Consider the following 12,829-nt stretch of genomic DNA (forward strand, 5'->3'; position numbering starts at 1 on the left):
TGCCCGGGATTAACCTTCGATTTCTTTAACAGAAACCAGGTGATTTACTTTCTTGATCATTCCGCGAATTGCAGCATTGTCGCTTTGAACCACGGAATGGTTGATTTTGCGAAGTCCGAGTGTTTTCACGGTTGCACGCTGATCCTCTGGACGACCAATCACGCTGCGTACGAGGGTGATTTCAAGTTTAGCCATGAGATTCCCTCCTTAACCCAACAGCTCTTCGACGGATTTGCCGCGAAGCTTGGCAACATCTTCAACACGCTTCAGGCGGGACAACCCTTCCAAAGTCGCATTGACCATGTTCATGGAGTTCGAAGAACCTAGAGATTTTGTCAAAATGTCGCCTACGCCAGCCAGTTCAAGTACTGCACGAACCGGTCCGCCAGCGATAACTCCAGTACCTTCAGATGCCGGCTTCAACAATACTCGGCCTGCTCCGAAGTGACCTGTTACGAGGTGAGGAATAGTTGTTCCAACAAGTGGAATGTGAATCAGGTTTTTCTTAGCATCTTCAATACCTTTGCGGATTGCATCCGGTACTTCGCCTGCTTTACCGATACCTGCTCCTACCCAACCTTTGCCATCACCGACAACTACCAGTGCGCTAAAGCTAAAGCGACGTCCGCCTTTTACAACTTTAGCAACGCGGTTAATGTTTACTACTCTTTCAGTCAGTTCTAAAGTGTTAGGATCTACACGCAAGTCGTTTACCTCCTTTTGAAAATATCTTAGAATTCAAGGCCTGCCTCGCGAGCTGCCTCTGCAAGTGCTTGAATACGTCCATGATACAAGTAGCCACCACGATCGAATACGATCACTTTGTAACCTTTGTCTGCAGCACGTTTTGCAACGAGTTCGCCGACTTTACGAGCGGATTCAACGCTTCCGCCGTTCTTGATGTCGTTAGCCAGTTCTTTATCCAGCGTAGAAGCTGATGCCAAAGTCACGCCAGCCACGTCGTCGATCAATTGAGCATAGATGTGTTTCGAAGAACGGAACACGTTCAGACGTGGACGTTCTGCTGTGCCTTGGATTTTCTTACGGACACGCAGGTGTCTTTTCAGACGAGCTTTGTTCTTGTCTTGTTTCGTGATCATGCTTCCATTTCCTCCCTTCAGTTTTGCCTTAAGAGCTTCACTTTTAGACGCATCGGGTAAGTATGGGAGAAGAAGTAAGTTATCCACCAAGTGAATCCCCGGTTAACTAACTTATTTCTTCTTACCAGCTTTACCTTCCTTACGGATAATGCGTTCACCTTCGTATTTAATACCTTTACCTTTGTATGGCTCAGGCTCACGTACGGAACGAATCTTAGCAGCGTATGCACCTACGCGCTCTTTATCGATACCGCGAACCGTGATTTTCGTGTTTGCCGGTACGTCGAACTCAATACCTGGCTCCGGTGTAATTTCAACTGGGTGGGAGTAACCCACGTTCAGAACGATTTTATCTCCGGATTTGCTTGCACGGTATCCGACACCTACCAACTCAAGGTTTTTCGAGAATCCTTCAGTTACACCGTTGACCATATTCGAGACAACGCTGCGGGTCGTGCCGTGAAGAGAGCGATGTGTTTTGTTGTCGGAAGGACGAACAACATTGATCTCGTTGTTTTCTACTGTAATTTGCATGTCTTTATGCAGTTCACGAGTCAAGGTACCTTTAGGTCCTTTAACAGTGATTACAGTGTTATCCAGTGTGACTTCCACACCGTTTGGAATAGCAATTGGTTTACGACCAATACGGGACATTCATTACACCTCCTATCTTGTGACGTTGATTACCATACGTAGCAGAGAACTTCTCCGCCAGCTTTGGATTGACGAGCTTCTTTGTCGGTCATAACTCCCTTAGACGTGGAGATGATCGCAATACCCAAACCACCAAGTACGCGAGGTACTTCGTTGCTCTTCGTGTAAACGCGAAGACCTGGTTTGCTGATTCTTTTCAGACCTGTGATTACACGTTCGTTGTTGGAGCCATATTTCAGGAATACACGAATGATCCCTTGTTTATTGTCTTCCACAAACTCTGCATCACGGATGAAGCCTTCACGCTTCAAAATGTCAGCGATTTGTTTTTTAATCGTCGAAGCAGGCATTTCTACTGTTTCGTGGCGAACCGTGTTCGCGTTACGAATACGAGTTAGCATATCTGCAATTGGATCGGACATAGTCATGTAGGATAAACCTCCTTCCCGTTTATAAACTTCTTACCAGCTTGCTTTTTTCACGCCAGGAATCTGGCCTTTATAAGCTAATTCACGGAAACAAATTCTGCAAATTTTAAACTTCTGCAGTACCGAATGTGGGCGACCACAACGTTCACAACGGGTATATGCCCGTACTTTGTATTTCGGTGTACGTTGTTGTTTAACTTTCATCGAAGTTTTTGCCACTTAGCCTGACACCTCCTAAATAGTTTCGGAGAAAAGGACAACCGTCTTATTTCGCGAAAGGCATGCCCAGTTGAGCAAGCAGTTCACGGGATTCTTCGTCGGTTTTAGCAGTCGTTACGATAACGATATCCATACCGCGAACTTTATCCACTTTGTCATACTCAATTTCAGGGAAAATGAGTTGCTCTTTCAGACCGAGCGTATAGTTACCGCGTCCGTCAAATGCTTTGGTGGACACGCCTTGAAAGTCACGTACACGTGGAAGTGTAACGTTGAACAGCTTGTCGAGGAAGTAGTACATACGCTCACCGCGCAATGTTACCTTCACACCGATTGGCATGTTCTCACGCAGTTTGAATCCCGCGATAGATTTCTTCGCACGGGTGATAACCGGTTTTTGACCAGCAATCAGCTGCATGTCGTTCACAGCGGAATCAAGCACCTTTGAGTTAGCTACAGCGTCACCTACACCCATGTTGATGACAACCTTCTCGATTTTTGGTACTTGCATTACTGTCTTATAGCTAAACTTCTGCATCAGAGCAGGAGTTACTTCGTTCAAAAAACGTTCTTTCATTCTTGCTGCCATGATTCAAGGACCTCCTTTCTAAACCGTCTTATTTATCGATAACTTCTCCGGATCTTTTTGCTACGCGAACTTTTTTGCCGTTGTCCAGTACTTTGTAACCGATACGGGTTACTTTTCCGCTCTTCGGATCAACGTGCATAACGTTCGATACATGGATCGGAGCTTCCTTCTCGATGATACCGCCTTGTGGGTTCATTTGGTTTGGCTTCTGGTGCTTCTTGATCATGTTCACACCTTCAACCAAAACACGATTTTCACGAGGGTACGCTGCGATGACACGGCCTTTTTTGCCTTTGTCTTTACCGCTGATGACGATAACTGTATCATCTTTTTTCACGTGCAGTTTGTTGCTATGGGATTCCAGAACTTTTTTCACTTTAGGCATTCGTTACACCTCCTATGACTAGCCAGTTCAACTATTTATCGGGTTCCCGAAAAGTTACGTCACTTTTTGGGGTGTTATTAGATTACTTCCGGAGCCAAGGAAACGATTTTCATGTAGTCTCTTTCGCGAAGTTCGCGAGCAACTGGTCCGAAAATACGAGTTCCGCGTGGGCTTCTGTCGTCTTTAACAACAACAGCTGCATTCTCGTCAAATGAGATGTAAGATCCGTCTTTACGACGTACAGAACGTTTCGTACGAACGACTACCGCTCTTACTACATCACCCTTTTTGACAACGCCGCCTGGTGTTGCTTGTTTGACGGAACATACGATCAAATCACCGATTTGAGCTGTACGACGACCAGTACCACCCAATACGCGGATACACATCAGTTCCTTCGCACCGGAGTTGTCAGCAACAGCTAAACGTGTAAATGGTTGAATCATTTAAATTTCCTCCTTCCATCAAAAACTGATCATATCTTAGATGATAACCGCTTTTTCAACCACTTCTACCAATCTCCAGCGCTTGTCTTTGGAGAGAGGGCGAGTTTCCATGATTTTAACGGTATCTCCGATTTGAGCTTGATTGTTCTCATCATGCGCTTTAAATTTTTTCGTGTATTTAATGCGTTTGTGATACAAGTCATGCTTCTTATAAGTTTCAACAGCTACAACAATGGTTTTATCCATTTTATCGCTGACAACTTTACCAATTTGCACTTTACGAGCATTGCGTTCTTCGCTCATTTGTTAGCCTCCTTCCTGAATACAGAACACGACGTTTCTGTTTCATTAACTAATCCCAAGTTCTCTTTCACGGATAACGGTTTTAGCACGAGCTATTTCTTTGCGAACGTCACGGATCCGAGTCGGGTTGTCAAGCTGGCCTGTGGCCAATTGAAAACGGAGGTTAAAGAGTTCCTCTTTAAATCCGGCGATTTTTTGCTCGATTTCTGCAGTGGTTAAGTTGCGCAGTTCATTAGCTTTCATTTGCTTCACCACCCACTTCTTCACGTTTCACAAACTTCGTTTTAACAGGCAGCTTGTGAGCGGCGAGACGCATCGCTTCGCGGGCGATTTCCTCGGACACGCCTCCAAGTTCAAACATGATCTTGCCTGGTTTTACAACGGCAACCCATTTCTCAACGTTACCTTTACCGCTACCCATCCGCACTTCGAGAGGCTTTTGAGTAATCGGCTTATCTGGGAAAATCTTGATCCATACTTTACCGCCACGACGGATGTAACGAGTCATCGCGATACGAGCAGCTTCGATCTGACGGTTCGTGATCCAGCCTGGTTCTGTAGCTTGCAGACCGAATTCGCCGAAGTTCAGTTCAGTACCGCCTTTAGCTTGACCTCTCATATGGCCGCGCTGTTGTTTGCGGTGTTTTACACGTTTTGGTACCAACATGATTAGTTGCCTCCTTCCTGAGCAGCTTGTTTCTTAGCCGTAGGAAGAACCTCTCCACGATAGATCCATACTTTCACGCCGATACGGCCGTAAGTCGTATGCGCTTCTGCTGTACCATAGTCGATGTCTGCACGAAGCGTATGAAGTGGAACAGTTCCTTCACTGTAGCCTTCCGTACGAGCAATCTCGGCTCCGCCAAGACGTCCGCTGACCGATGTTTTAATCCCTTTTGCTCCAGAGCGCATAGTTCTTTGAATCGCTTGTTTCAGTGCACGACGGAAAGATACACGACGTTCCAACTGTTGTGCAATGCTTTCAGCAACAAGAATAGCGTCCAGTTCAGGGTTTTTGATTTCAGAAATGTTGATGTGAACTTTTTTACCGCCGGCAATTTTAGTCACTTGTCCGCGCAGTACTTCTACTTCGGAACCACCTTTACCGATAACCATACCTGGCTTCGCAGTGTGGATCGTCACGTTCACACGATTAGCCGCTCTCTCGATTTCAATACGGGATACAGCGGAGTCTTTCAATTTATTTTTCAGGTATTCACGGATTTTCACGTCTTCCAGCAAAAGATCACCGAAGTCTTTGCCTGCATACCATTTGGATTCCCAATCACGGATAATACCGATACGGAGTCCTACTGGATTTACCTTTTGGCCCACACGTTTTCCCTCCTTATTTTTCAGCTACCACCAAAGTAATGTGGCTGGTGCGTTTATTGATCCGGCTTGCACGTCCCATCGCACGCGGGCGGAAACGTTTCATAGTCGGTCCCTGGTTGACATAAGCTTGCGTCACAACCAATTTAGTTACATCCAAAGAGTAGTTATGCTCAGCGTTTGCGATAGCCGAGTTCAAAAGCTTCTCAACAACCGGAGATGCAGCTTTCGGAGTGTGACGAAGAATTGCGATCGCTTCGCCGACTTGCTTACCGCGGATCAAGTCAACAACGAGTTGAGCTTTACGAGGAGCAATACGAATCGATCTAGCATGTGCTTTTGCTTCCATATGTTTAACCTCCTCTCAAACAAAGAGCTTCATTAATTATCTTCTTGTTTTCTTATCATCTTCATGACCTTTGTAAGTACGAGTTGGAGCAAACTCACCCAACTTGTGTCCTACCATGTCCTCTGTTACATATACAGGTACATGCTTACGGCCATCGTATACTCCGAACGTGTGACCGATAAATTGCGGGAAAATAGTGGAGCGGCGGGACCAGGTTTTGATCACAGCCTTTTTGCTTGCGCTGTTCATGTCCTCCACTTTTTTGAGCAGATATCCGTCAATAAAAGGTCCTTTTTTCAAACTACGGCTCATATTGAAATCCTCCCTTCACCAAATTGTCTCGTTACCTTCGAGCCTGTCACGAAGTTATGCACTTAATCGCGCATTACTTCGTGCGGCGGCGAACGATATATTTGTCAGAAGCTTTACCTTTTTTACGTGTTTTGTAACCAAGGGTTGGTTTACCCCATGGAGACATAGGCGATTTACGTCCGATTGGAGCGCGGCCTTCACCACCACCGTGAGGGTGATCGTTAGGGTTCATTACCACACCACGTACTTCAGGGCGTTGTCCAAGCCAGCGGCTACGACCAGCTTTACCGATTTTGATCAACTCATGGTCTTGGTTACCCACAGAACCAATGGTTGCACGGCAAACTTTCAGGATGCGGCGAACTTCACCGGAAGAAAGACGAACAGTTACGTACTTATCTTCTTTACCGAGAAGTTGAGCTTCTGTACCAGCAGCACGAACCAATTGTCCGCCTTTACCTGGTTTCAATTCAATGTTGTGGATAACGGTACCTACCGGAATGTTTTCCAGTGGAAGTGCGTTACCGATCTTGATGTCAGCACCTACTCCAGATACTACTTGGTCTCCAACTTTCAGACCTTTAGGAGCGATGATATAACGCTTTTCACCATCTACATAGTGAATCAGAGCGATGTTGGAAGTACGGTTCGGGTCGTATTCGATTGTAGCAACGCGACCTGGAATGCCGTCTTTATTCCGTTTGAAGTCGATGATACGGTATTTACGTTTGTGTCCGCCGCCATGGTGACGAACCGTAATTTTACCTTGGTTGTTACGGCCAGCTGTTTTGCTCAGCGGAGCCAGCAACGATTTCTCCGGCTGATTCGTGGTGATTTCTTCGAAAGTCGACACGGACATGTTGCGTCGAGCCGGGGATGTCGGTTTATACTTTTTAATAGGCACTGAATTTTCCCTCCTTACTTAAAAAATTCTTATTCAACCGATTCAAAGAACTCGAGCGGTTTGCTGTCTGGAGCCAAAGTCACGATTGCCTTTTTCCATTCGGTTGTGTAACCGGAATAACGGCCATAACGCTTTGGTTTAGCAGGGACACGCATCGTATTCACGTTCGATACTTTAACTTTAAAAATAGCTTCGACAGCTTGCTTGATCTCGGTCTTGTTAGCACGGATATCCACTTCAAAAGCATATTTCAGCTCTGCCATGTAGTCAGCCGTACGTTCCGTGATCACCGGGCGCTTGATTATATCGCGTGGGTCTTTCATTACGCGAGCACCTCCTCTACCTTCTGAACTGCTTCCTTCGTAATGATCAGTTGATCGTACGACAGTACGTCAAGAACATTAATGCCGTCAGCCGCTACGAATTTCACACCAGGAATATTACGTGCGGAAAGGGCTACATTATCATCATAGCTTGGAGCAACGATCAGAGCTTTACGGCCTACTTTCAGGTTGCTAAGAATGTTAGCAAACTCTTTCGTTTTCGGCGTATTCAGCGTCAATTGATCCAATACGATAATTGCGTTGTCAATCACTTTGGAAGACAAAGCGGATTTGATAGCCAAACGACGAACTTTCTTAGGAAGTTTAAATGTGTAGCTGCGCGGAGTCGGTCCAAATACCACGCCGCCGCCTTTCCATTGTGGAGAACGGATCGAACCTTGACGAGCACGGCCAGTACCTTTTTGTTTCCAAGGCTTACGTCCGCCGCCGCGTACTTCAGAACGTCCCTTTACTTTGTGGGTACCGCGACGAAGGGAAGCGCGCTGCAGCAATACTGCGCTGTGCAGTACGTGTGCGTTCGGCTCGATGCCGAATACAGCTTCATTCAATTCTACTTCGCCAACTTGGCTACCGCTGACATTATAAAGTGCTACTTTAGGCATTGTTTGTTCCTCCTTTCTTTAGGCGATTATTTCTTCACCGTTTCTTTGATTTGAACAAAACCTTTTTTAGGTCCAGGAATGGAGCCTTTTACAAGGATTACGTTACGCTCTGCATCGACTTTAACAACCTCGAGCTTTTGAATCGTAACTGTCTCATTGCCCATGTGACCTGGCAGGCGTTTTCCTTTAGGAACACGGTTTGCCTGGATCGAACCCATGGAACCTGGTCTACGGTGATAACGGGAACCGTGAGACATTGGTCCGCGGCTTTGGCCCCAACGTTTGATTACACCTTGGAAACCTTTACCCTTGGAAATACCCGTTACGTCAACAAATTCGCCTTCTGCGAAGACATCAGCCTTCAGCTCTTGTCCAACCTCGACACTCGCGAGGTCAACACCGCGAATTTCGCGAACGTAGCGCTTAGGCGCAGTGTTTGCTTTTTTCGCATGGCCTGCTTCTGGTTTGTTAGATCTGTTCTCTTTCTTATCAGAGAAACCGACTTGAATCGCTTCGTATCCGTCGTTTTCCAGATCTTTCTTTTGAAGAACAACACAAGGACCTGCTTCGATAACCGTTACAGGAATTACAACACCCTCAGGGGTAAACACTTGAGTCATTCCGAGCTTTCTACCTAAGATACCTTTCATGTTGACACCTCTTTTCTCTTCTCTAATTCGTTATGCAATGCTTACAGTTTGATTTCGATATCTACACCGGACGGCAGGTCCAAGCGCATCAAGGCATCCACAGTTTGTGGAGTCGGGTTCACGATGTCGATCAAGCGTTTATGTGTACGCATTTCGAACTGTTCCCGAGAATCCTTATACTTGTGTACCGCACGGAGAATGGTAATTACTTGTTTCTCAGTTGGAAGCGGGATCGGACCGGATACACCAGCACCCGAACGTTTTGCTGTCTCAACAATTTTCTCAGCGGATTGATCAAGAACTCTGTGGTCGTATGCTTTCAAGCGAATACGAATTTTTTGCTTTGCCATTTTATTCCCTCCTTCTATCGCCCAATTTGGTATCGGACATACTCCGCGAAAATTTTCCAACCACCTGCCTCATGGCAAAGGGGCCGGGTGTGTCGGTAACCTCTCGCATCATCGCAACGTCGCAGAACAACATTCACTATTATATATAAAAGATAGGCGTATTGCAAGCACTAATTCATAATTAATATGTATTTGCATCTTTAACCGGAAGTTGCAGGACTTGGTTAATAGATTCCATCGTTTCCGCATATCATATTGTACCGAGATCTTTCTTCTATATAATAGATTGTCCCGAATCTAAGTGCTGACATCCACCAGAGATTGTAAACAGGTAATTTGGGCTGAGTCCAATAGAAAAAGAGCCTGATCCAAAGGACCAGACTCTTTTATCAGGACATCACATTGTTGCTCGTTACAATACACTGTTGCTATATTCAAGGCTATTCGTAAGCCTTAATTATTTAATGATGGTAGCAACGGAACCAGCACCTACGGTACGGCCGCCTTCACGAATGGAGAATTTAGTTCCTTCTTCAATCGCGATTGGGTTGATCAGGTTAACCGTTACAGTGATGTTATCACCAGGCATAACCATTTCAGAACCCTCTGGCAAGTTGATCACACCAGTTACGTCCGTAGTACGGAAGTAGAACTGTGGACGGTAGCCAGTGAAGAAAGGCTTATGACGTCCGCCTTCTTCTTTGCTAAGTACGTATACTTGAGCTGTGAACTCTGTGTGTGGTTTAACGGAAGCAGGCTTAGCAAGTACTTGACCGCGCTCGATTTGAGTACGCTCAACACCACGAAGCAATGCACCGATGTTGTCACCAGCTTGTGCGGAATCCAGCAATTTACGGAACATCTCAACGCCCGTAACAACGGATTTCTTAGTTTCTTCAGCGATACCAACGATTTCGATCTCGTCACCAACTTTGATCGTACCACGCTCTACACGACCTGTAGCAACGGTACCGCGACCAGTGATGGAGAATACGTCCTCGACAGGCATCAAGAAAGGCTTGTCAGTGTCGCGCTCAGGCAATGGGATGTACTCGTCGATTGTTTTGAACATTTCAACGATTTTTTGTGCCCATTCGCCTTCTGGGTTTTGCAGAGCTTCACGAGCGGAACCACGAGTGATCGGAGTGTCGTCGCCTGGGAAGTCATACTCGCTCAGCAGGTCGCGAACTTCCATCTCAACCAATTCCAAGAGCTCTTCGTCTTCAACCATGTCGCATTTGTTCAAGAATACAACGATGTAAGGAACGCCTACTTGGCGGGACAACAGGATGTGCTCGCGAGTTTGCGGCATTGGGCCGTCAGCTGCGGATACAACCAGGATCGCTCCGTCCATTTGAGCAGCACCAGTGATCATGTTTTTAACATAGTCAGCGTGACCTGGGCAGTCAACGTGTGCATAGTGACGAGTATCAGTTTCGTATTCAACGTGGGAAGTCGAAATTGTGATACCGCGCTCGCGCTCTTCTGGAGCTTTGTCGATTTGGTCGAAAGACATTGCAGCACCACCGTAAGTTTTGGACAATACAGATGTGATTGCAGCTGTCAAAGTTGTTTTACCATGGTCAACGTGACCGATAGTACCGATGTTAACATGGGGTTTCGTACGTTCGTATTTAGCCTTTGCCATTTGAACAATTCCTCCTTAAGGGGATATATATGTTAGGCCGGAAGCGGAGTTAACGGGATGTTGGTCCCGCCTCCTATCCAGCAGGTAAAACGTTATTACTCTCCGCCTTTGATCTTGGACACAATTTCATCGGAGATATTCTTAGGAACTTCTTCGTAGTGGGAGAGTTCCATGGAGAACACACCGCGTCCTTGTGTACCGGAGCGAAGGGTAGTGGAGTAACCGAACATTTCGGAAAGAGGCACTTTCGCACGGATAATTTGAGTACCACCACGGGAGTCCATACCTTCGATACGTCCACGGCGGGAGTTCAGCATACCCATTACGTCGCCCATGTATTCCTCAGGCACGGTAACTTCAACTTTCATGATTGGCTCAAGCAGGACAGGCTTACACTTGTCTTTAGCTGCTTTCAAAGCCATGGAACCGGCGATTTTAAACGCCATTTCATTGGAGTCAACATCATGGTACGAACCGTCGACGATCGTTGCTTTAACGTCAACAAGCGGGAAGCCGGCGAGTACACCGTTCTTCATTTGCTCTTCAATACCTTGCTGTGCAGGACCAATGTATTCTCTTGGTACCGAACCACCGACAACTTTGCTGTCGAATTGGTTACCGCTACCTGGTTCCAGAGGTTCGAACTCAACCCATACGTGACCGTATTGTCCACGACCACCGGACTGACGAACGAATTTACCTTCAACGCGAGCTGGTGTACGGAATGTTTCGCGGTAAGCTACCTGTGGTTTACCCACGTTAGTTTCTACCTTGAACTCACGACGCATACGGTCGATGATGATGTCCAAGTGAAGCTCACCCATACCTGCCAGGATCGTTTGGCCTGTTTCTTCATCAGTATGCGCACGAAGAGTTGGATCCTCTTCAGTCAACTTACCGAGAGCCACACCCATTTTATCTTGGTCAGCTTTTGTTTTAGGCTCAACTGCGATTTCGATAACCGGATCAGGGAAGTTCATGGACTCCAAGATAACCGGGTTTTTCTCATCACATAGTGTATCACCTGTACCCGTATCTTTCAAACCTACGGCAGCTGCGATATCTCCGGCGAATACTTCGGAAATTTCTTGACGGCTGTTCGCATGCATTTGAAGGATACGACCAATGCGCTCACGCTTGCCTTTAGTTGCATTCAGTACGTAAGAGCCGGATTGCAGTACACCGGAATATACGCGGAAGAATGTCAGCTTACCAACATAAGGGTCCGTAGCGATTTTGAATGCCAAAGCCGAGAACGGCTCTTCATCGGAAGAATGCCGAATAGCTTCAGTTCCGTCTTCAAGGGTACCCTTGATGTCTGGAACGTCAGTTGGAGCCGGCAAATAATCGATTACGGCATCAAGCATCAACTGAACACCTTTGTTACGGTAAGAAGATCCACAGATAACCGGGAAGATCTTAACTTCGACAACACCTTTACGCAGAGCAGCTTTCAACTCAGCGATGGTGATTTCTTCACCTTCAAGATATTTCATTGTCAAGTCTTCGTCAAGTTCTGCTACCTTCTCAACCAACTCGTTGCGAAGCTCTTCCACTTGATCCTTGAATTCTGCTGGAATTTCGGTTTCTTCGATATTTTGACCGAGGTCATCCTTATACATATAAGCTTTTTCCTCGACAATATCGATGATGCCAATGAAATCATTCTCTGCACCGATCGGAAGCTGAATCGCTACCGCATTCGCTTGCAGACGCTCTCTCATATCTTTAACTACGTTCAAGTAGTCGGCACCGATAATATCCATTTTGTTTACGTATGCGATCCGCGGAACTCCATAACGGTCTGCTTGTCTCCAAACCGTCTCCGACTGAGGTTCAACGCCCTCTTTCGCACTGAATACACCTACTGCCCCATCCAATACACGAAGGGAACGTTCAACTTCTACTGTGAAGTCAACGTGCCCCGGGGTGTCGATAATATTAACGCGATGACCCTTCCAAGAAGCGGTAGTCGCAGCGGATGTAATCGTGATACCGCGCTCCTGCTCCTGCTCCATCCAGTCCATTGTAGCTGCACCCTCGTGAACTTCCCCGATTTTGTGCGTACGGCCTGTATAGAACAAAATCCGCTCTGTAGTGGTCGTTTTACCAGCGTCAATATGCGCCATGATCCCGATATTACGTGTATTTTTCAAGGAGAACTCTCTTGTCGCCATGCGAATAGTCTCCCTTCAAAATTAGAAGTATTAATTA

At 46.4% G+C, this 12,829-nt stretch carries 22 protein-coding genes; all 22 read right to left on the minus strand.

The features are described from left to right. Window positions 1–9: 9 nt before the first annotated feature. Window positions 10–195, minus strand: coding sequence for a 50S ribosomal protein L30 (gene rpmD, locus OHJ21_RS31880; RefSeq protein ID WP_006212904.1), 186 nt, complete (start codon window positions 193–195; stop codon window positions 10–12). Between the two features lie 12 nt (window positions 196–207). Beyond that, window positions 208–705, minus strand: coding sequence for a 30S ribosomal protein S5 (rpsE, locus tag OHJ21_RS31885; protein WP_009589212.1), 498 nt, complete (start codon window positions 703–705; stop codon window positions 208–210). Between the two features lie 26 nt (window positions 706–731). Continuing rightward, on the minus strand, window positions 732–1,100 hold the full coding sequence (gene rplR, locus OHJ21_RS31890; RefSeq protein ID WP_071221017.1) for a 50S ribosomal protein L18: 369 nt from the start codon (window positions 1,098–1,100) through the stop codon (window positions 732–734). Between the two features lie 111 nt (window positions 1,101–1,211). Then, window positions 1,212–1,754, minus strand: a complete 543-nt coding sequence (gene rplF, locus OHJ21_RS31895; RefSeq protein WP_071221018.1) for a 50S ribosomal protein L6 — start codon at window positions 1,752–1,754, stop codon at window positions 1,212–1,214. A gap of 29 nt (window positions 1,755–1,783) precedes the next feature. Continuing rightward, window positions 1,784–2,182, minus strand: a complete 399-nt coding sequence (gene rpsH / locus OHJ21_RS31900) for a 30S ribosomal protein S8 (RefSeq protein WP_006212908.1) — start codon at window positions 2,180–2,182, stop codon at window positions 1,784–1,786. 33 nt (window positions 2,183–2,215) lie between these two features. After that, window positions 2,216–2,401 (minus strand): type Z 30S ribosomal protein S14, encoded by a 186-nt coding sequence (locus tag OHJ21_RS31905; protein ID WP_074961883.1) that lies wholly within the window; start codon window positions 2,399–2,401, stop codon window positions 2,216–2,218. A gap of 46 nt (window positions 2,402–2,447) precedes the next feature. Beyond that, the gene (rplE, locus tag OHJ21_RS31910) at window positions 2,448–2,990 is read right to left on the minus strand and encodes a 50S ribosomal protein L5 (RefSeq protein WP_007132558.1); all 543 of its coding nucleotides are present in this window, start codon (window positions 2,988–2,990) and stop codon (window positions 2,448–2,450) included. A gap of 28 nt (window positions 2,991–3,018) precedes the next feature. Continuing rightward, window positions 3,019–3,375, minus strand: coding sequence for a 50S ribosomal protein L24 (gene rplX, locus OHJ21_RS31915; protein ID WP_006212910.1), 357 nt, complete (start codon window positions 3,373–3,375; stop codon window positions 3,019–3,021). Window positions 3,376–3,452: 77 nt separating this feature from the next. After that, window positions 3,453–3,821, minus strand: coding sequence for a 50S ribosomal protein L14 (gene rplN / locus OHJ21_RS31920; protein ID WP_006212911.1), 369 nt, complete (start codon window positions 3,819–3,821; stop codon window positions 3,453–3,455). Window positions 3,822–3,857: 36 nt separating this feature from the next. Beyond that, entirely contained in the window at window positions 3,858–4,124 is a 267-nt protein-coding gene (gene rpsQ / locus OHJ21_RS31925; RefSeq protein WP_009589223.1) for a 30S ribosomal protein S17, read from the minus strand. A gap of 45 nt (window positions 4,125–4,169) precedes the next feature. Continuing rightward, entirely contained in the window at window positions 4,170–4,367 is a 198-nt protein-coding gene (gene rpmC / locus OHJ21_RS31930; RefSeq protein WP_007132561.1) for a 50S ribosomal protein L29, read from the minus strand. After that, on the minus strand, window positions 4,357–4,791 hold the full coding sequence (gene rplP, locus OHJ21_RS31935) for a 50S ribosomal protein L16 (RefSeq protein WP_009589221.1): 435 nt from the start codon (window positions 4,789–4,791) through the stop codon (window positions 4,357–4,359). Before rplP ends, rpmC begins: the two co-directional genes overlap by 11 nt. 2 nt (window positions 4,792–4,793) lie before the next feature. Then, window positions 4,794–5,459 carry a 30S ribosomal protein S3 gene (rpsC, locus tag OHJ21_RS31940; protein WP_006212915.1) on the minus strand — a complete coding sequence of 222 codons (666 nt, stop codon included), beginning with the start codon at window positions 5,457–5,459 and terminating at the stop codon, window positions 4,794–4,796. A 13-nt stretch (window positions 5,460–5,472) separates the two neighbouring features. Next, a complete protein-coding gene (gene rplV, locus OHJ21_RS31945) occupies window positions 5,473–5,805 on the minus strand; it encodes a 50S ribosomal protein L22 (protein WP_015737624.1) in 333 nt (110 codons plus the stop codon). A 36-nt stretch (window positions 5,806–5,841) separates the two neighbouring features. Continuing rightward, the gene (gene rpsS / locus OHJ21_RS31950) at window positions 5,842–6,117 is read right to left on the minus strand and encodes a 30S ribosomal protein S19 (RefSeq protein WP_023964919.1); all 276 of its coding nucleotides are present in this window, start codon (window positions 6,115–6,117) and stop codon (window positions 5,842–5,844) included. A 73-nt stretch (window positions 6,118–6,190) separates the two neighbouring features. Beyond that, window positions 6,191–7,021 carry a 50S ribosomal protein L2 gene (rplB, locus tag OHJ21_RS31955; RefSeq protein ID WP_006212918.1) on the minus strand — a complete coding sequence of 277 codons (831 nt, stop codon included), beginning with the start codon at window positions 7,019–7,021 and terminating at the stop codon, window positions 6,191–6,193. Window positions 7,022–7,050: 29 nt separating this feature from the next. Next, a complete protein-coding gene (rplW, locus tag OHJ21_RS31960; protein ID WP_100541549.1) occupies window positions 7,051–7,344 on the minus strand; it encodes a 50S ribosomal protein L23 in 294 nt (97 codons plus the stop codon). Continuing rightward, the gene (gene rplD, locus OHJ21_RS31965) at window positions 7,344–7,967 is read right to left on the minus strand and encodes a 50S ribosomal protein L4 (RefSeq protein ID WP_009589231.1); all 624 of its coding nucleotides are present in this window, start codon (window positions 7,965–7,967) and stop codon (window positions 7,344–7,346) included. Before rplD ends, rplW begins: the two co-directional genes overlap by 1 nt. A 26-nt stretch (window positions 7,968–7,993) precedes the next feature. After that, window positions 7,994–8,617: a 50S ribosomal protein L3 gene (gene rplC, locus OHJ21_RS31970; protein WP_009589211.1), complete on the minus strand. Its 624-nt coding sequence runs from the start codon at window positions 8,615–8,617 to the stop codon at window positions 7,994–7,996. Window positions 8,618–8,658: 41 nt separating this feature from the next. Continuing rightward, the gene (gene rpsJ, locus OHJ21_RS31975; protein WP_009589214.1) at window positions 8,659–8,967 is read right to left on the minus strand and encodes a 30S ribosomal protein S10; all 309 of its coding nucleotides are present in this window, start codon (window positions 8,965–8,967) and stop codon (window positions 8,659–8,661) included. A gap of 457 nt (window positions 8,968–9,424) precedes the next feature. Beyond that, window positions 9,425–10,615 (minus strand): elongation factor Tu, encoded by a 1,191-nt coding sequence (gene tuf / locus OHJ21_RS31980; protein WP_100541550.1) that lies wholly within the window; start codon window positions 10,613–10,615, stop codon window positions 9,425–9,427. 95 nt (window positions 10,616–10,710) lie between these two features. Further along, window positions 10,711–12,792, minus strand: coding sequence for an elongation factor G (gene fusA / locus OHJ21_RS31985; protein ID WP_486022319.1), 2,082 nt, complete (start codon window positions 12,790–12,792; stop codon window positions 10,711–10,713). Between the last annotated feature and the right edge of the window lie 37 nt (window positions 12,793–12,829).

Source organism: Virgibacillus sp. LDC1, assembly GCF_025792345.1.
GTDB classification, from domain to species: domain Bacteria; phylum Bacillota; class Bacilli; order Paenibacillales; family Paenibacillaceae; genus Paenibacillus_AQ; species Paenibacillus_AQ lautus.